Source organism: Streptomyces sp. NBC_01635 (genome assembly GCF_045209715.1).
Lineage (GTDB): Bacteria > Actinomycetota > Actinomycetes > Streptomycetales > Streptomycetaceae > Streptomyces > Streptomyces hirsutus.
Genome location: NZ_CP109277.1, coordinates 4,304,295 through 4,321,425, shown reverse-complemented (window position 1 = coordinate 4,321,425; position 17,131 = coordinate 4,304,295). Strand labels below are relative to the sequence as shown.

Here is a 17,131-nt window from a genome sequence, read left to right as displayed (position 1 = left end):
CCCTCTACGCCACCGTCGATTCGGAGTCGCCGACGTGCTGTTCCACGAAGGCCGCCGCCCGCTGTTCCGCCTCCAGCTCGGCGGCGCGCAGGGCGTCGCCGGCGGCCAGGTCGACGGAGGACTCGGTCATCGCGCGGTCGGTGAAGACCAGGGGGCGTTCGGTGTCGGTGATGAGGTGTTTGACCACCTGCACATTGCCGTTGACGTCCCAGACCGCGATGCCCGGGGTGAGCGAGGGGATGATCTCCACCGCCCACCGGGGCAGGCCCAGCACTCTGCCCGTCGCCCGCGCCTCGTCGGCCTTCTGGGCGTAGATGGTCCGGGTGGACGCCATCTTGAGGATGGCAGCCGCCTCCTTCGCCGCCGCCCCGTCCACGACGTCGGACAGGTGGTGGACGACCGCGACGAACGACAGGCCCAGCCGGCGGCCGAACTTGAGCAGTCGCTGGAACAGCTGCGCCACGAACGGGCTGTTGATGATGTGCCAGGCCTCCTCGACCAGGAAGATGCGCTTCTTCCGGTCGGGGCGGATCCAGGTGTGCTCCAGCCACACGCCGACGATCGCCATCAGGATCGGCATCGCGATGGAGTTGCGGTCGATGTGGGACAGGTCGAAGACGATCAGCGGCGCGTCCAGGTCGATGCCGACCGTCGTCGGGCCGTCGAACATGCCGCGCAGGTCACCGTCGACGAGCCGGTCCAGCACCAGGGCGACGTCCAGGCCCCAGGCCCGTACGTCGTCTATGGCGACGTTCATGGCCTCCGCCGACTCCGCCTCGGGGTGGCGCAGCCGCTCGACGATGTCGGTGAGGACCGGCTGGCGTTCGACGATCGTCTCGGTGACGAAGGCGTGCGCGACCTTCAGCGCGAACCCGGCGCGCTCGTCCAGGCCGTGCCCCATCGCGACCTCGATGATGGTGCGCAGCAGGGCGAGCTGACCGGTCGTGGTGATCGACGGGTCGAGCGGGTTGAGCCGGATGCCGTGGTCCAGGGCGGCCGTCGGGTCCAGCCGGATGGGGGTGATGCCGAGTTCCTGCGCGATGAGGTTCCACTCGCCGGCGCCGTCCTCGCCCTGGGCGTCCAGGACGACGACCTGGCGGTCGCGGAAGCGCAGCTGGCGCAGGACGTACGTCTTCTCCAGCGCCGACTTGCCGTTGCCGGACTCGCCGAGGACCAGCCAGTGCGGTGCGGGCAGCTGCTGGCCGTAGAGCTGGAACGGGTCGTAGATGTAGCCCTTGCCGGAGTAGACCTCGCGGCCGATGATCACGCCGGAGTCGCCGAGGCCGGGGGCGGCGGTCGGGAGGTAGACGGCCTGTGCCTGGCCCGTGGAGGTGCGCACCGGCAGCCGTGTCGTCTCGACCTTCCCGAACAGGAACGACGTGAAGGCGTCGGTGACGACGGACAGCGGATCCCGCATCAGAACTCAGCCCCTACCTTCGAATGCCGGTGGCGAACGGGAGTGTGTTCACGAAGGCGCGGTGGTGCTCGCGGTCGCACCACTCCAGCTTCAGGTACGACTTTCCGGCCGAGGCCCTGATGGTCCGCTTGTCGCGGGCCAGGGCCTCGGGGTTACGGGAGGAGACGGTGATGTAGCCGACGAGGTTGACGCCGGCCGCGCCGCTGGCGAGGTCCTCGCCGCGCTGGTCGAGCCGGCCGTGGGCGGCGATGTCGCGCGGGTCGACCGTGCGGTTCATCTTCGCGGCGCGGGACGCCTCGGCCTCGTCGTTGGTCTTCTCCGTCAGCATGCGCTCGATGGCGACCTCGGTGGGTTCCAGGTCCATCGTCACGGCGACCGTGCGGATCACGTCCGGGGTGTGGACGAGGAGCGGCGCCAGGAAGTTGACGCCCACCGGGGTCATCGGCCACTCCTTGATCCAGGCCGTGGCGTGGCACCAGGGGGCGCGGGTGGAGGACTCGCGGGTCTTGGCCTGGAGGTAGGTGGGCTCCATGGCGTCGAGCTCGGCCGGCCAGGCGTTGCGCTTGGTCATCGCCTGGATGTGGTCGATCGGGTGGTCCGGGTCGTACATGGAGTGGACCAGCGAGGACAGGCGGCTCTGGCCGAGCGGCTGCCGTACGCGGATGTCGGCCTCCTGGAGCCGGGAGCAGATGTCGGTCAGCTCACGGGCCATGACGACGGCCAGCCCGGCGTCCCGGTCCACCTTGCGGCGCCCCTGGGTGCGGATCGCGCGCGCCATCGCGTTGGCCTCGGAGGCCAGCTCGCGCGTGTAGTGCATACAGGCGACGAGGTACGCGCGGTGCTGCTCGCTGCTGGTCGACACCATGGACTGCAGCTGGTCGTACGACTGCTGGAGCCAGTACGGCGCCTTCTCGTCCCCGCGCTGGGAGACGTCCTTGGCGTGCGCGTCGGGGTCGGCGGGCAGCGTGCGGGCGAGCATCTGGATGCGGGTGACGAAACCGTCGCCGTTGGCCACGTGCTTGAGCAGCGTGCCGAAGCGGTCGACGAGCGCCTCCTGGTCCTCCGAGTCGCGCAGGCCGACGCCGGGGCCCTCGATCTCGATGGCGGCGGTCACCGTCTTGCGGTCCGCGTGCAGCTGCACGGCGATCTCGTCGGGCCCGAAGGGGGCGGCGAGCCAGGTGATCCGGCCGATCCCCGGCGGCGGGCCGATCTCGACCTCCCGGCCGTCGAGCCGGGTGCCGGCCTCGACGACGCCCGAACGGTACGTCGTGCCCTGGCGCAGGGTCCGCTTGTAACTGCGGTTGATCTCGAACCACTTGTAGAAGGTGCGGCCCTTGTACGGGACGTACACGGCCGCCAGCGCGATCATCGGGAGGCCCGCGAGCAGCACGATCCGCAGGGTCAGGAGGGGGACGAGGAGACCGGCCATCATGCCGAGGAACGCGCCCACGACGATCAGCGCGATCTCACCGGTCTCGCGATTGCGGCCGACGATCGCGTTCGGCCGGGCCCGGCCGATCAGATACGTACGGCGGGGCGTGATCGGATGGGACATGTGTGCTTCGGTCGTCAACGCCCTTCACCTCCCGTGCTGTTGTTGCTGCTGTTGCGGTTCCCGTGGGGCGTGCTCACCGGGCTGCCCTGCCGGGGGGCGGGTGCGGCGGAGGGGACGGCTCCGCCACCGCCGTTCGAGGTGCGCGCGCTGTGCGCGGCGACCCCGCCGGAGACGGGGTTGGACGGGCGGGCACCGCCGGAGGACTGGCCGCCCCCGCCGCCGTTGTTGTCGGCGCGCGTGCTGTGGGTCTTGATGCCCTGCGCGACCATGGTCGCCGGGGAGCTCATCACGGCCGCCGCCTTGCCTTCGGCGCCCTGCATCAGGCGGTTGTTGCGCGAGTTCGCGATCTCGTCGCCGAAGCCCGGCACGAAGCGGTAGATCATCGCACTGGCGAAAATGGCCAGCAGGATGATCGCCAGGCCGGACACCACGGCGGAGAACGCGTTCGGGCCGTCCTCGTTGGACAGCGCGCCCGCCAGACCCAGCACTATGACGATGACCGGCTTCACCAGGATCACCGCGATCATGATGCCCGCCCAGCGCCGGACGTGGCCCCACAGGTTCTTGTCGACCAGACCCGCGTACACGACCGTGCCCAGCAGCGCGCCCACGTAGAGCAGCGCCGCCCGGATGACCAGCTCCAGCCACAGCACACCGGCCGCGACGATCGACACCAGCGAGACGACGATCAGCATGATCGGGCCGCCGCCGATGTCCCCGCCCTTCTCCAGGGCGCCGGCGAACGTGCCGAAGAACGTGCTCGTCTGGTCGCCGGTCGCCTTCGCCAGCACGTCCGTCACGCCGTCCGTGGCCGACACGACGGTGTAGAGGATCAGCGGGGTGAACGCCGAGGCCAGCACCGTGAGCCACAGGAAGCCGATCGCCTCGGACAGGGCCGTGGTGAGGGGGACGCCTCGTACGGCCCGCTTGGCGACCGCCATCAGCCACAGGATCAGCGTCAGGATCGTCGACGCGGCGAAGACGACCGCGTACTGCTTCAGGAACGTCGGGTTCGTGAAGTCCACGGTCGCCGTCTCGTCGACGGCGGCACTGAGCTTCTTGATCGTCCAGCTGGCGGCATCGGCGCAGCCCTGGGCGAGGGAGCCGAGGGGGTCGAGGACGGAGGTGGGGTCGTTGAGGGAGTCAACTCCGCCGGAGCCGCCGCCGGAGCCTCCGCCGTCTCCTCGGTCGCAGTAGTCCTTGGCGGGGCCGCGAATCAGGTCGCAGGGGTCGTTGCTCTCTTCGGGGGCCGGTGTGGGCGTGGGCGCGGCGACGGCGCGGGTAGCGAGCAGCACCGCAGCGGTTTGCACGCTGACGACAGCTGCTGTGAGCTTGAGGAAGCGGTGGTTAGCGCGCATACGTGAACCCTCCGAATTCCTCGACAGCCTTCGTCATGTCGTCGGCGGTGGAGGCTTGCTGGTCGCGCCCAACCGGGACAGGACCGTCCTTCTGCTGGAAGTCCGTGATCTTCCAGTCGTTCTCGACCCATGACAGCTGGTACGTGGTGGTGTACCAGCTCTCCGTCACAGGGTTGGTCGAGCCCTCGCCGGAGAGACCGAACAGGGACGTGTACCAGACCTCGACAGTGGCATCGTTCTCGGTCGACTTCGTGACCTTGGTTCCCACCGGGATGACACGAGAGATGAAGGTCTGTCCGGAAGGAGCTTTACCGTCCTTGTCGAGGCCGATGTTCGCCAGGAACTCCGCGTTGGAGTACGCCTGGTCGAGGTCCGCCTGTCGAGCGGTGGCGACATCAGGGGCATAGACGGTCGTGACGATGTCGCGTCGACGCTCAGTGTTGAACAACTCGGCTGAGCCAAGTGCGACGGAGTAGTTCGCCGCCGCGCTCTCCGCCCCCTGGCGGTCGTGGGCGAAGCCGGAGGGGATGCCGGCGTTCGCCGACCGGACCGGCTTCTTCCCGGAGGGGGCCGTTGCCGCCGCCTGCGGGGAGTCGTCGGCCTCGTCCGTTGAGGAATCGTCTCCTCCACGATTCGCGAAGGCGATCGCGGCGATCAGGAGCACCACCACGCCGACCACCGTGACCAGGCTGCGGGACGACGTGCGACCGCCTCTGCGCCCGCCGCCGTGCGGACCGCCGCCGCTCTCCGGCATGCGGGTGCGGGTCTGGCCCGTGCCGCCGTACCCACTGGTGTTCTCGTACTCGTCTCCGAGACTCATACCGCGTGCGCCCCCTCAGCGTCGTGCGGAAACACCTCGTACTCCGCGTACTCCTGGTACGACGGTAGCCGTGCTGGTCCCCGCGCGGGCGCGGTGTTATGAGTCGACATCAGGGAAACGCAACCTCAGGCGGTGGGCGCGACGGGCGGGTGGGGTGGAGGGGAGGCCGGGCATGCCTGGTCAGAGGCATGGGACGGCGCCCTACACGGCCATTCCGTACACGATGGTGAACACCGTGCCCAGTGAACCGATGATGAAGACGCCGGTGAGGCCGGCGATGATCAGGCCCTTGCCCTGCTCCGCGCTGAACGTGTCCCGCAGGGCCGTCGCACCGATGCGCTGCTTCGCCGCGCCCCAGATGGCGATGCCGAGGCAGATGAGGATGGCGAGCGCCATGATCACTTCGATCATGACCTTGGCCTCGTTGCCCAGGCTGCCGAAGGGACCCCAGTCGGGAGCGATCCCGCCGATGATGGTGTTGATGTCTCCCTCGTCGGCCGCGAAGAACATGTAAGTCACCGCCCCTGTCGGGTTGTTCCGTGCCTCTGCGGGCATGCAGAGGTCAGGGCCCATTGTCGCCGACGATGACGTCGTCGCATGCCGACTCGGCGTCATTAGTTGGCGGGTTTCGTATGAACAATCGCTGTCACCCGCGCGCGCCGGTTGCCGGGAGGGGCGCGAGCAGGTGGGTGATGAGTCGTATCGTCACTCTGTGTATCACGGTCGGGCGAAAAAATGGTCGAACTCACCCGCGCGCACGCCCAGGACGAAGGTGTCCCACTTGCGGCGGTCCGTGGTGACCGTGGTGTCGGGGGCAGCGGTGGCGCGGATACGGACCGTGTCATCGTCGACGGTCACCTCGATGCCGGTCCGCCGGTCCTCCGCCGTCTGCCGCTCCCCCTTGAGTGCCTGAACAAGGGTCAGGAAGTCGTCAGGGGTGGCGGTGAGTATCGCTCCGCTGGGATCGGCGGACTCGGTTATGTGGATGGCCTGGGAGGTGGCGGCCACGTGGACGCATGAGTCGCCCGTGCCGCACAGGGACGACCTCTGCCACTTGAGGTGGGACATCGAGCTTCCTTTCACAGGTCTCGGATGAGGTGGTGGATCACGTTGCGGGACCCTTCCGGGGTGAGTGCTGTGGAATCCAGCCGTTCCAGCAGCACCCGATACATGTCCAGTTGGGCCTCGGCGTCGAGAAAGACGGGACCGTGCGACTGGTCGAGATGGACGGTGTCCAGTTGGGGGACGGGACCGTGCGAGTAGAAGATCGACTGCCCGGAACCCGGGAAGCCCCCGGCGGTGAACGGCAGCACCTTCAGGGTGATGTGGTCCCGCTCGCTCATGTCCAGCAGGTGCCGCAGTTGTGCGGCGGCGACCGTGGGGCCGCCGAACTGCATGCGTAGGGCCGCTTCGTGAATGACGGCTTGGTAGGGGGTGGACGAGTCGCGGTACAGCACGGCTTGGCGCTTGATGCGGAACGACACCCGGTGCTCGATGTCCGGGGGCGGGAACTCGGGCACCACGTGACGGAACAGCGCGCGAGCGTGTTCGGTGGTCTGGAGCAGCCCTGGGATGTGGACGGTCACGGCACCGCGCAGCCGGGCTGCATGATGCTCGACTTCGGCCAGATCCAGCAGGGCGGCGGGCAAGATCTCCCGGTACTCCTCCCACCAGCCGCGTCTGCGGTCGGCGGTCATGTCGCTGAGCGCCTGGATGAGAACCGGATCGCCGCACTTGTAGTGGTGGGCCAGGGTGCGCACGCGTTCGGGACTCACACCGATGCGTCCGGCCTCGGTGTTGCTGACCTGGTTTTGCTTCACGCCGAGAAGTTGACCGGCCTCCGTCGCGGTGAGCCCTGCACGCTCCCGGAGTTTTCGCAGCTCCACGCCCAAGCGGAGCTGACGGCCGGTCGGCCTGGTTCTCACGGTCCTGACGCCTCCCTGGCGCACCTGTCACCCATAGGGGTGGCAACTAATGCAGATTCGAGCATCTGGCTAATGCGTTAGCTGGAGCGTCGCTACTTTAATTTTCGGCGCCCTCGCCCCAGAAGTGCACCGATCGACGGATCGACACCGCCACTGGGTCACCACCGTACGCAATCCATCAACTGCCTTCAGTGATCGGAGACTTCCATGCCCACCGTAGCCCCGCCCTGGTCCTACACCCTCCAGCTCCCGCACGACCCCCGCGCTCCGCGCATCGCCCGGGTCACCCTGCGGACCGTGCTGGGGGCGCACGGTCTCGGAGAGCTCGCGCCGACGGCCGAGCTGGTGGCCGCCGAGCTGCTGGCCAACGCGCACCTGCACACCACCGGTCCTTACGCCCTGCGGGTGCGTGCCGCCGAGGCGGGGCGGCTGCGGGTCGGGGTGTGGGACACGGACCCGTGGGTGCCGCCGGGTCTCACCGGCGCGGTGGTGCTCGACGCGCCGCCGGACGACTCCGAGAACGGGCGGGGGCTGCCGCTGGTGCGGGCGTGTGCGTCTGCGTGGGGTGCGGGGGCCGTGGGCGGAGGGAAGTTGGTGTGGGCGGAGTGCGGCGGTTGACGCCGTACCTCGCCGTACCTCGCCGTACCTCGCCGTACCTCGCCGTACCTCGTCGTGCGTCCGGGCCCGCGCGACGCGCTCGTCGCTCCCTTCACATGATCACCCCGGAGAGGGGCGCCCGCCTCTACACTGACCCACGAACGTGAGCGGCGGACTCCTGTACGACGAGGGGCGGTTGACGGTGCGTAAGGCCTGGATCGCGGCAGGGGTGGCCGGGGGCTCCGTGCTCGCCTTCGTCATGCTGCTCGCCGTCGGGGTCTACGTCGTCGCGGGGAACCTCGCGGGCGGGGTCGGCGGCGGGGCCGCCAAGGCGCTGGCGAAGGGCGCCGTGCCGGCCGCGTACCAGCAGCTCGTGCAGACCTGGGGCAATCTCTGCCCGGCGATCAACCCGGCGCTGCTCGCCGCCCAGCTCTACCAGGAGAGCGGGTTCAACCCGAAGGCGCAGAGTCACGCGGCGGCGCAGGGCATCGCCCAGTTCATCCCCGGCACCTGGGCCACCCACGGGGTCGACGGGGACGGGGACGGGGACCGGGACGTATGGGACCCGAACGACGCGATCCCGTCGGCGGCGACGTACGACTGCGCCCTCGCGGGCTACGTGAAGGACGTCCCGGGGAATCCGACCGAAAACATGCTGGCCTCCTACAACGCCGGGGCGTACGCGGTCATCAAGTACAGCGGGGTGCCGCCGTACAAGGAGACGCAGAACTACGTCCAGCGCATCCTCTCCCTGGAGAAGAGCTTCGCCGCTCCGGTCGGCCGGGTCGACCCGTCCAAGCAGGCGGCCGGGGCCATCGCCTACGCCCAGAAGAAGCTCGGCACCCTCTATCTCTGGGGCGGTAACGGTACCGCTGACCAGGGAGGACGCTTCGACTGCTCGGGGTTGACGAAGGCCGCGTACGAGAGTGTGGGGATCACGCTGCCGCGGGTGGCGAACGACCAGTACAACGCGGGACCGCATCCCGCGCGGGACGAACTGCTCCCCGGCGATCTGGTCTTCTTCTCGGACGACCTCACCGATTCACGGGCGATCCGGCATGTGGGCATTTATGTCGGCGGTGGGTACATGATCAATGCGCCGCGTCCGGGTGCGGTGATCCGATTCGACCCGATCGACACACCTGATTACTTTGGTGCCACCCGTGTCACCGAAGATGGCGCGAAAGCACTCCCCACGACGGTCTGAGCGGCCGCTGAACCGGCCCCCTGAGCTGCGATGACGAATCTCTCTTCGATAACGTCTGCGTGATCATTCGGTGGAGCTGGAACGTACATGCGGGAGCCGTGCGTTCCTGTTGTCGTAGCCCGAACAGTCAGCGGATCTACACACCACGGGGGTGGCGGAATGGCGTATCGCACGGTGCGCCGAGAGAGATGATGAAGGGGCCTCAGCACCAATGGCTGGACTCGCCGATTCCGGGTCGAACCCCGACGTCGACCTGCTGTACGACATCAACGGCCTGGCGAAGGCCGCGCCTCCCTGGTTCGACCATGTCATGGAGTTCGTGGGCGAGTTCGGCCTGCTGTTCGCCCTGATCGCGATGGTGATGTGGTGCTGGTGGGGCGTCAGGAAGCGGGGCGGCGAGGACGCGGCCCCGACCGTGGCGGCCCTGGTGTGGGCCCCGCTCGCGGCAGGTGTCGCGGTCCTGGTCAACGTGCCGATCCGCGAGTTCGTGGAACGGCGCAGACCCTTCCTCGACCACGAGGGGCTCGAGGTCCTGGTCGACGGCAAGACCGACTACTCGTTCGTCAGCGACCACGCGACGCTCTGCATGGCGCTGGCGGTGGGGTTGTTCCTGGCCAACCGGCGGCTCGGGATGATCGGCCTGGCGTTCGGCGTGCTGGGAGGCTTCATCCGGGTCTACATGGGCGTGCACTACCCGACCGACGTCGTGGGCGGGCTCGCGCTCGGCACGGCGGTCGCGCTGCTGCTCTCGCCGCCCGCCATGGCGCTGTTGACCCCGTTGATGCGGTCGGTCGAGCAGTCGCGCCGGGGGGCGTGGCTGATCAAAGGGCGACAGGACGACGCACGGGTGACGCACGGAGGGGCCCGGTCGTCGGAGACGGGGAGGCGGGACCTGGCGGCGTAGGCCGCGCGGCGCGCCTCCTCCCGCACCGAACGCGGGGCGCGGGGCGCGGATCGGTCGGTGGGGTGACCCCCGGGTATGCACCCGGGGTCACCCCACCGCGTGTTTCCGGCCCTCGGTACGGGCGAGGCTCCTGGCTCTTCGCGCGGGGCCGCGCCAGCCGCAACTGCAGCGGGCGAAGCAGAAAGGTCCCAGTTCGGCGGTGGTGATCCGGTGCTCCGGGGAGCGCTCCTTGGTGTCCTGCTGTTCCACCTCACCAAGGTACCGCCCGGGCGGGGTCGCGTGACACGGCCCGTGACGAGGTCCGTGACGGGGCTCCCTACCGGTCGTTAACCCTGGAAAAGGGATAGCCCGTGTCGGACGTAGCGGGGGTAGGCGGACCATGGCTGGACGGCAACCGCGGCGTACGCGGATCGGTGATGCGGTCGTTGTTCTCGGGGTGGCCTGCGGGCTGGCCCTCGTGGGTGTCTCGGGGTGCGGCCGCAGCGGGGCCGCGACCGGCGGCGGGGGCGGCGGCACGACCGCCGGGGAGGTGGCGGCGGCCGTGCGGGAGGCCGCGGACGCGCTGGTGGACGCGGGCAGCTCCAAGGCGCGTACGTCCATGGAGATGGCCACCGGCGGCACCCGCGTGACCATCCGCGGGGAGGGTGTCTACGACTACCGGAAGCGGATCGGCCGGCTGAAGGTGCTGCTGCCGCAGGACCCGTCCGGGGCGCCGGTGAGCCGGCCCATCACCGAGCTGCTCGCGCCGGGCGCCTTGTTCATGAAGAACCGGGGCGCCGGAGTGCCCGCCAACAAGTGGGTGCGGGTGGACACGGGGACCCTGCCCGACGGGAATCTCGTCACCGGCGGGGTCACCGACCCGTTCACCGCCGCCGAGCTGCTGCGCGGGGCGCGGACGGCGACGTACGTGGGGAGGACGGAGTTCGCGGGCGTCCCGGTGCGCCACTACCGGGGCACCGCGGATCTGCACGAGGCCGCGCAGGCCGCCTCGGAGGCGAACAGGAGGACGCTCGGCGCGGCGGCGAGCGAATTCGCCACCTCCGAGGTCCCCTTCGACGTCTACCTCGACGACCAGGGACGCATCCGCAAGGTCCGGCACCGCTTCAGCTTCGTGAACGAGGAGCGGTCCGCCCCGGTCGCGGTCGCCTCCACCACCCTGCTCCACGACTTCGGCGCTCCGGTCGACGTACGCCTGCCGGAGGCCGAGGACATCTACGCGGGCCGGATCGCGAAGGAGTGAACCGCCACTGGCTCCGGTGCCGGCCCTCCGGCCCGGCCCGGTGTGAAACGCCGGTGGCTCCCTGCGTCAGGAAGGGGAGCACTCGGTCATTTTCCTGGGCAGGAACTCCTCCCTGCCGCCGACCAGCGTGTCGTAGATCTCATCCCTTTCTTCCATTGTCTCCCTCATGGCTTCGCAGACTTTCTCCTTGAGGAGCAGGCTGTTCTTGTTCAGGCCGATTCCGTACTTCTCGCGCTCGCCGAAACTGTCGTCGGCGAGGATGTACTCCCCCGGATTCTCCTCGAGGAATCCCTGCAGGATGGTGGCGTCTGTCATCACCACGTCCTGGTCCCCGGTGAGCTCGTCGACACAAAGATCGTAGTCGCTTTTCCTGGAGATTTTGTTTTGGAATCTCCCTCGCTTCACCTCTTCCTCGACGTACGCCTCCGCACTGGATCCATCGACCAGGCATACGCGGGCTCTGGGGGGAATATCCGTGAAGGAACGAACGGTTTCCGGTTCTCCGTGAATCATTGCTTTATTGGAGCCCGGATGCCTCTGCATCATTATTTTTTGAGGCGTTTCGAGGTATGGTCCGGCGAAAATGACGGCAGGTTGTCCTTTCCTGGTGCCCTTCTTTCGGATCTCCGAGATCCCGTACGTTCCGATGAAAATATCGACCTCCTTTTCATTCAGTGAACCTGCCCGGTTGTTCGTTGCTACGCCTACGAACTCGTATTGGTCCTCTTTGAGGCCCAAGGTGCCGAGGAGCTTCTTCGCGTACTTGATTTCTGCGCCGACCCACTCCTTGTCCTTGTATTCACTCAGACCTGGTTGTTCCCTTTTTACGCCTACTTTCCACTTGGGTCCGCCGCTCTTTGCTTTCTGGAGTCTTTCCAGGGCGGTGTCCTCGGGTGTTCCGGACGGGCCTGGGGCGGCGGATGAGGAGGCGCCGTCGGTGCCCGTGTAATTCTGGATGAGCCATCCTCCGCCGGCGAGGACGGCCAGACAGGTGGCGCCTGCGAGCGCGAGGCGCAGGCCCTTGCGGCCGCGTCGGGGACGGTCTTTGGTTCCGCCCCTGGGGGAGGGGCCTCCCTGGCTCTGCCTGCTGGCGTTCCCGGACCTGGCAGGGGGGCCGTCCGGCGTGGTGGCGGGGCTGCCGCCGAGCCTGTCCGGTATGTCCGCGGACGCTGTGGGGACAGGGTTTCCGCTGGTCGGGGCGTTGTCCGGGCTGTCCGTGGACATGGTGGTGATGACGCGGCCGGGGACCGTGGGCGGCCCCTCGGGCGGGGGCGGGGCGGGGTTGCCGAGCTGTTCGCGGACGGCTTCCATCCCGGCTTCGTGGGCGTCGAGTTGTACGTCGGCGGCCTCGAGGAAGCGGTCGTACTCCCACGGCTGAGGCACGGACAGCTCGCCGATGTCCTCGTCGGCTGAACCAGGAGAGGCACCGGGCCGCACAGGCTGCTCGAGCGCGAGACGCCGTTCCTCGGCTTGCCGGAACGCCTCGATGCGAAGGTCTTCGGCGTTCTGTTTCTCCCTGCGGGCACGAGCGAGTCGTTCCTTGAACTCGGCCAGCCGCTGTTCGGTCTCGGCCAGCCGCTGTTCGGTCTCGGCCAGACGCTGTGCGTCCTGGGCCGCGCGTCTCGTGTTCTCGGCCGCGCGTTGCTGATTGGTCGTCGTTGTCTGCATTTCCTGCTGGGTCAACCGCAGGCGCGCTTCGTCCCGTTCGGTTTCCAGGTTCCGGCAGCGCTGGTTCAGGTCGGCCATCGCGGTAACGAAGGCGTAGATGAGATGGGTGAGGCTCTGCACCGTCTCCTGTGCCTTGAGCTGGCCTTGGAGCGCCTCGTTCAACCGGATCTGCTGTTCGTGCACGGTCCCGGGGGAAGCGATGGCCGGGGACCCGGCCGGCCGCTGGGTGTTCCTGGCTTCTTCCGCGGCTTCGGCCGCTGCCAGCAACTGCTGCCCCACACCCCGCTGCAGTTGCCGCTCCGGTGGGGGCACGAGAGTGGAGACGACGTCGTTCAGAATCCACAGGGGGACCAGCTTGTGGCCGTTGAGGAAGTGGTTCCACTGGGTACGGCGGGGGTGGTGAGGGAAGATCTTCTCCAGCCTGCGCAGCGAGTAGCCGCTTACGCGTTTACGTAACCACTCCGCGAGCGCGGCGGCCTCGGGTGTATCCGCCTCGACCGGGCCGAGTCGTTTGTGCGACGACCGGGCGGACCGTGACGGTTGGGCGGAGCGCGGTGGTTGGACGGGCCGCGGTGGCTGGGTGGGCCGCTCTTCTTCGTGCATGTCGTCGCTTCTCCTGTCGTCCTTGTCCGTGGTGTCCTCGGAATTCGTCCGGATTCACTGCTGTGAGGTGCGCGGACATACGTGGACGTGAACGGACGCGCACGGACATCGGATCACCGTCGCACGCTGGTCCTCCACCTGTTCCACGCATCTGGAAGGCAACCGATATGCGAAACCGCCCGAAGGCCCGCGGCACGTTCCTTTCCCGCAGCCGACTCGTCACCACCGCCGTTGTCCTGGTCGCCGGAGCGGCGCTCATCCTCCTGGAACTCCCTTCCGGCTGGATCGACCTGGCCGCTCTCCTCGTCGCCTCCCTGTCGCTGAGGCCGGCCGGCGCCAACCGTCCCGCCGGCCCCGACCCCCGCTCCGGTGGTGAGGTGCGCAGGGCCCGTCGGAGGATCCGCCTTGTGCGGCAGCGCGCTCCGCGTATTACCAGGTAACGACTTCCGGAGCCGTAGGACACGACGTCTCCCGTCCGACGTCTTCGTCGTTCCGGGGGGCGGCTTGCGGCTTTTCAGATGGGTCCGTGGTCGCCCGATGGTGTGAGCGAGGGCGGAATCCGCCGGCCCGGGGCCGCTGATCCGTTGATGCGGCGAGGCGCATCGAATCGGATCGATGCCGACGGGATGAGAACCGGACTTCGAAGGGTGCCGGCTTACGGAGACCCGAAGAAGATTCCCGTGACGAATCTCTGGTCATTGAACCCGGGGTCGAATGGCGAATGGGGTCCCGAACGCAACGGGGCCCCATTCGGTCGCGCGGAATCGAGCGCCCTGAAGTCAGGGCCGCGGAAACAGGAGTGCCGCGGAGTCAGGAGCGCCCCGGGCCGGGAAAGCGCTGCGGAGTGGGAGGGCGTGGGAGTGAGCTGGAGTGGAGTCTTCCCGGCGACGGGGACCGAGGGGGCTGTCGAGCCGCTCTTCGACGCTGCACTTCGACACGAACCCGGACAAGGAGTACGGCCGTGAGAGCCGTCGGGAGGCGGCTTCTTCGTCCGGGCCTTCTGATCATCCGGACGGAAGTGCCTAGTCCTTACGTGCCATGCGCGGGGAGCGTGAGGCTGCCTAGGCTAGGGAGCCTATGACCGCATGACCGCATGGATGAGGTGACGGGCGTGGCTCCGCTCAGGGGTGGGATGGTTCAGGACCATGTGGCCCTCGCCGAGATCGAACTGTGCGGAGAGCTGATCATCGCCGCTTCCGCAGCCCAGGGGCCGCTCAGCCTGGAGAGTATCGACAAGGTGTTGCGGGTGGCCGAGGTGTGTGCGGAGCCGGTGGTCGGGGTGCGTGTGCGTCGTCCGTACCGGTCCGGCTCGTACTGATCCGGTTCGTAGCGGTTCGGCTCGTACCGGTCCGGTTCGTAGCGGTCGGGTCCGGGGCCGGCGGGTCAGGTGCGGAGCATGCGGGCGATGGCCTGGGTGGCTTCCTTCACCTTGGCGTCGATCTCGTCGCCGCCCTTGAGGGCCGCGTCCGCCACGCAGTGGCGCAGGTGCTCCTCCAGCAGTTGCAGCGCGAAGGACTGCAGGGCCTTGGTGGAGGCGGACACCTGCGTGAGTATGTCGATGCAGTAGACGTCCTCGTCGACCATCCGCTGGAGGCCCCGGATCTGGCCCTCGATGCGGCGCAGGCGCTTGAGGTGTTCCTGCTTCTCGTGGTGGTAGCCGTGGATGCCCCGGTCGTGATCGGTCACGATGCCGGGAGCGGAGTCGGGCACGGAGTCGGGAGCGGAAGCGGTCGACGCACCGGGGGACCTGCCCGTCGAATCGGTCACATCCGGGGTATCGGCGATGCTTTTCGTTCCGGTTGCGGCCGTTGCTCGCGTCACGTCCGCCCCGTCCGGAGAAGGGGGCACGTCCGCGCCGGTCTCGGTGGTCGTCATCGCGTCCTCCTGGTGCAATGGCGGGCGACATATACCCCTGGTGGGTATATGGTACCGAACTTTGCTGGGTATAGGGACTGTGGCCGGTGCCGTCGGTACCGGCCGTGGCACAGCCTGGGCCGCCCCCGTGTCCGCCGTGTTGCTCGATGAGTGACACTGGTGGGCGGCCCGTAGTCGTGGCTGGACGGTGCGCCTAGCATCAGCCACACCGAACCCGATGCACCCCGAGGACCCCACGTGCGCTTTCGTCTGACCCCCAGGGAGACGAGCTTCTACGACATGTTCGCCGCGTCCGCGGACAACATCGTCACGGGCTCGAAACTCCTCATGGAACTGCTCGGGGCGGACACCCCTGACCGGGGCGAGATCGCCGAGCGTATGCGGGCTGCGGAACACGCGGGTGACGACGCCACCCATGCGATCTTCCACCAGCTGAACTCCTCGTTCATCACGCCCTTCGACCGCGAGGACATCTACTCCCTCGCGTCGTCCCTCGACGACATCATGGACTTCATGGAGGAGGCCGTCGACCTGGTCGTCCTCTACAAGGTCGAGGAACTTCCCAAGGGCGTCGACCAGCAGATCGAGGTCCTGGTGCGAGCCGCCGAGCTCACCGCCGAGGCCATGCCGAACCTGCGCACCATGGACAGCCTCACCGAGTACTGGATCGAGATCAACCGCCTGGAGAACCAGGCCGACCAGATCCACCGCAAGCTCCTGGCGCACCTCTTCAGCGGCAAGTACGACGCCATCGAGGTGCTCAAGCTGAAGCAGATCGTGGATGTACTCGAGGAGGCGGCCGACGCCTTCGAGCATGTGGCGAACACGGTGGAGACCATCGCCGTCAAGGAGTCCTGAACCCCTTCATGGACACCTTCGCTCTGATCGTGACCATCGGGGTCGCGCTCTTCTTCACGTACACGAACGGCTTCCACGATTCGGCGAACGCCATCGCCACCTCGGTGTCGACCCGTGCGCTCACCCCGCGCGTGGCGCTCGCGATGGCAGCCGTCATGAACCTGGCCGGCGCGTTCCTGGGGTCCGGGGTCGCCAAGACCGTCAGTGAGGGACTGATCCAGACCCCCGAGGGCTCGACGGGCATGGGGATCCTGTTCGCCGCGCTGGTCGGCGCGATCACCTGGAACCTCATCACCTGGTACTACGGCCTTCCGTCCTCCTCCTCGCACGCCCTGTTCGGCGGCATGGTCGGAGCGGCGCTGGCCGGCGGGACGACGGTGTACTGGGACGGGGTGCTCGAGAAGGTCGTCATCCCGATGTTCGTGTCGCCGATCGTGGGCCTGCTCGCGGGCTACCTGGTCATGACGGCGATCATGTGGATCTTCCGGAACTCCAATCCGCACAAGGCCAAGCGGGGCTTCCGCATCGCGCAGACCGTGTCGGCGGCCGGCATGGCGCTCGGCCACGGTCTTCAGGACGCGCAGAAGACGATGGGCATCGTGGTGATGGCCCTCGTCATCGCCGACGTCGAGGAGTACAGCGACCCGATCCCGGTGTGGGTGAAGCTCTCCTGCGCCCTGATGCTGTCGGCGGGTACCTACGCCGGCGGCTGGCGCATCATGCGGACGCTCGGGCGGAAGATCATCGAGCTGGATCCGCCGCAGGGCTTCGCGGCGGAGGCCACCGGCGCGACCATCATGTTCGGGTCGGCGTACCTGTTCCACGCCCCGATCTCGACGACGCACGTGATCACCTCGGCGATCATGGGTGTCGGCGCGACGAAGCGGGTGAACGCGGTGCGCTGGGGCGTCGCCAAGAACATCGTCCTGGGCTGGTTCATCACCATGCCCGCGGCGGCCCTGGTGGCGGCGGCCTCGTACGGGCTCGTGTACCTGGCATTCCTGTAGCCGGCGCCGGCGCCCGACGGCGCCCGGCGTCTCGCGCCTCGCGTCCGGCACCGTACGGACCAAGGAAGGGGCCCGCCCCCCGGTAGTGGGGGGCGGG

The 17,131-nt window shown here is 68.2% G+C and carries 18 protein-coding genes; 8 read left to right on the top strand and 10 right to left on the bottom strand.

Translation table 11 applies throughout. The features are described from left to right. Positions 1-4: 4 nt before the first annotated feature. From OHB56_RS20105 to OHB56_RS20075, 7 genes are all read right to left on the bottom strand, one after another. Positions 5-1,417 (bottom strand): ATP-binding protein, encoded by a 1,413-nt coding sequence (locus OHB56_RS20105; protein WP_055592150.1) that lies wholly within the window; start codon positions 1,415-1,417, stop codon positions 5-7. Between the two features lie 13 nt (positions 1,418-1,430). After that, entirely contained in the window at positions 1,431-2,972 is a 1,542-nt protein-coding gene (locus tag OHB56_RS20100) for an SCO6880 family protein (RefSeq protein WP_406354803.1), read from the bottom strand. 14 nt (positions 2,973-2,986) lie between these two features. Then, positions 2,987-4,330, bottom strand: coding sequence for a hypothetical protein (locus OHB56_RS20095; RefSeq protein WP_406354802.1), 1,344 nt, complete (start codon positions 4,328-4,330; stop codon positions 2,987-2,989). Next, the gene (locus OHB56_RS20090) at positions 4,320-5,150 is read right to left on the bottom strand and encodes a hypothetical protein (protein ID WP_406354800.1); all 831 of its coding nucleotides are present in this window, start codon (positions 5,148-5,150) and stop codon (positions 4,320-4,322) included. The genes OHB56_RS20095 and OHB56_RS20090 overlap by 11 nt, the downstream gene beginning before the upstream one ends. Positions 5,151-5,351: 201 nt before the next feature. After that, positions 5,352-5,660, bottom strand: a complete 309-nt coding sequence (locus OHB56_RS20085) for a hypothetical protein (protein WP_326757064.1) — start codon at positions 5,658-5,660, stop codon at positions 5,352-5,354. A gap of 207 nt (positions 5,661-5,867) precedes the next feature. After that, positions 5,868-6,218: a DUF397 domain-containing protein gene (locus tag OHB56_RS20080; protein WP_406354798.1), complete on the bottom strand. Its 351-nt coding sequence runs from the start codon at positions 6,216-6,218 to the stop codon at positions 5,868-5,870. A gap of 11 nt (positions 6,219-6,229) precedes the next feature. Then, positions 6,230-7,075 carry a helix-turn-helix domain-containing protein gene (locus OHB56_RS20075; RefSeq protein ID WP_406354796.1) on the bottom strand — a complete coding sequence of 282 codons (846 nt, stop codon included), beginning with the start codon at positions 7,073-7,075 and terminating at the stop codon, positions 6,230-6,232. A gap of 207 nt (positions 7,076-7,282) precedes the next feature. Here OHB56_RS20075 and OHB56_RS20070 point away from each other — a divergent pair, with 207 nt between their 5' ends. From OHB56_RS20070 to OHB56_RS20060, 3 genes are all read left to right on the top strand, one after another. Further along, complete coding sequence (locus tag OHB56_RS20070) at positions 7,283-7,693, top strand: ATP-binding protein (protein ID WP_406354795.1); 411 nt, start codon at positions 7,283-7,285, stop codon at positions 7,691-7,693. Between the two features lie 175 nt (positions 7,694-7,868). Beyond that, complete coding sequence (locus tag OHB56_RS20065; protein WP_406359157.1) at positions 7,869-8,879, top strand: NlpC/P60 family protein; 1,011 nt, start codon at positions 7,869-7,871, stop codon at positions 8,877-8,879. Between the two features lie 211 nt (positions 8,880-9,090). Beyond that, complete coding sequence (locus OHB56_RS20060) at positions 9,091-9,783, top strand: phosphatase PAP2 family protein (RefSeq protein WP_406354793.1); 693 nt, start codon at positions 9,091-9,093, stop codon at positions 9,781-9,783. An 87-nt stretch (positions 9,784-9,870) separates the two neighbouring features. Here OHB56_RS20060 and OHB56_RS20055 read toward each other — a convergent pair whose 3' ends face one another. After that, positions 9,871-10,032 (bottom strand): hypothetical protein, encoded by a 162-nt coding sequence (locus OHB56_RS20055; RefSeq protein WP_326753527.1) that lies wholly within the window; start codon positions 10,030-10,032, stop codon positions 9,871-9,873. Between the two features lie 130 nt (positions 10,033-10,162). On the opposite strand from OHB56_RS20055, the gene OHB56_RS20050 reads away from it, so the two are divergent. Beyond that, on the top strand, positions 10,163-11,023 hold the full coding sequence (locus tag OHB56_RS20050) for a hypothetical protein (protein ID WP_326753526.1): 861 nt from the start codon (positions 10,163-10,165) through the stop codon (positions 11,021-11,023). 66 nt (positions 11,024-11,089) lie between these two features. Here OHB56_RS20050 and OHB56_RS20045 read toward each other — a convergent pair whose 3' ends face one another. After that, positions 11,090-13,294, bottom strand: a complete 2,205-nt coding sequence (locus OHB56_RS20045) for a transporter substrate-binding domain-containing protein (protein WP_406354791.1) — start codon at positions 13,292-13,294, stop codon at positions 11,090-11,092. Positions 13,295-13,461: 167 nt separating this feature from the next. Here OHB56_RS20045 and OHB56_RS20040 point away from each other — a divergent pair, with 167 nt between their 5' ends. Continuing rightward, entirely contained in the window at positions 13,462-13,734 is a 273-nt protein-coding gene (locus tag OHB56_RS20040; RefSeq protein ID WP_326753524.1) for a hypothetical protein, read from the top strand. 662 nt (positions 13,735-14,396) lie between these two features. After that, positions 14,397-14,612, top strand: coding sequence for a hypothetical protein (locus OHB56_RS20035; RefSeq protein ID WP_326757062.1), 216 nt, complete (start codon positions 14,397-14,399; stop codon positions 14,610-14,612). 65 nt (positions 14,613-14,677) lie between these two features. On the opposite strand, the gene OHB56_RS20030 is transcribed toward OHB56_RS20035, so the two are convergent. Further along, on the bottom strand, positions 14,678-15,169 hold the full coding sequence (locus OHB56_RS20030) for a metal-sensitive transcriptional regulator (RefSeq protein WP_326753523.1): 492 nt from the start codon (positions 15,167-15,169) through the stop codon (positions 14,678-14,680). Between the two features lie 237 nt (positions 15,170-15,406). Between OHB56_RS20030 and OHB56_RS20025 the strand changes: the two genes are divergently transcribed. Next, positions 15,407-16,027 (top strand): DUF47 domain-containing protein, encoded by a 621-nt coding sequence (locus OHB56_RS20025; RefSeq protein WP_055592143.1) that lies wholly within the window; start codon positions 15,407-15,409, stop codon positions 16,025-16,027. Positions 16,028-16,035: 8 nt separating this feature from the next. Continuing rightward, the gene (locus OHB56_RS20020) at positions 16,036-17,034 is read left to right on the top strand and encodes an inorganic phosphate transporter (RefSeq protein ID WP_326753522.1); all 999 of its coding nucleotides are present in this window, start codon (positions 16,036-16,038) and stop codon (positions 17,032-17,034) included. Positions 17,035-17,131: the final 97 nt, after the last annotated feature.

What these genes read in the sequence shown, in the direction of transcription:
- OHB56_RS20105 (WP_055592150.1), bottom strand. Translation starts at nt 1,417, where the DNA reads ATGCGGGATCCGCTGTCCGTCGTCACCGACGCCTTCACGTCGTTCCTG.
- OHB56_RS20100 (WP_406354803.1), bottom strand. Translation starts at nt 2,972, where the DNA reads ATGTCCCATCCGATCACGCCCCGCCGTACGTATCTGATCGGCCGGGCC.
- OHB56_RS20095 (WP_406354802.1), bottom strand. Translation starts at nt 4,330, where the DNA reads ATGCGCGCTAACCACCGCTTCCTCAAGCTCACAGCAGCTGTCGTCAGC.
- OHB56_RS20090 (WP_406354800.1), bottom strand. Translation starts at nt 5,150, where the DNA reads ATGAGTCTCGGAGACGAGTACGAGAACACCAGTGGGTACGGCGGCACG.
- OHB56_RS20085 (WP_326757064.1), bottom strand. Translation starts at nt 5,660, where the DNA reads ATGTTCTTCGCGGCCGACGAGGGAGACATCAACACCATCATCGGCGGG.
- OHB56_RS20080 (WP_406354798.1), bottom strand. Translation starts at nt 6,218, where the DNA reads ATGTCCCACCTCAAGTGGCAGAGGTCGTCCCTGTGCGGCACGGGCGAC.
- OHB56_RS20070 (WP_406354795.1), top strand. Translation starts at nt 7,283, where the DNA reads ATGCCCACCGTAGCCCCGCCCTGGTCCTACACCCTCCAGCTCCCGCAC.
- OHB56_RS20060 (WP_406354793.1), top strand. Translation starts at nt 9,091, where the DNA reads ATGGCTGGACTCGCCGATTCCGGGTCGAACCCCGACGTCGACCTGCTG.
- OHB56_RS20050 (WP_326753526.1), top strand. Translation starts at nt 10,163, where the DNA reads ATGGCTGGACGGCAACCGCGGCGTACGCGGATCGGTGATGCGGTCGTT.
- OHB56_RS20045 (WP_406354791.1), bottom strand. Translation starts at nt 13,294, where the DNA reads ATGCACGAAGAAGAGCGGCCCACCCAGCCACCGCGGCCCGTCCAACCA.
- OHB56_RS20040 (WP_326753524.1), top strand. Translation starts at nt 13,462, where the DNA reads ATGCGAAACCGCCCGAAGGCCCGCGGCACGTTCCTTTCCCGCAGCCGA.
- OHB56_RS20030 (WP_326753523.1), bottom strand. Translation starts at nt 15,169, where the DNA reads ATGACGACCACCGAGACCGGCGCGGACGTGCCCCCTTCTCCGGACGGG.
- OHB56_RS20020 (WP_326753522.1), top strand. Translation starts at nt 16,036, where the DNA reads ATGGACACCTTCGCTCTGATCGTGACCATCGGGGTCGCGCTCTTCTTC.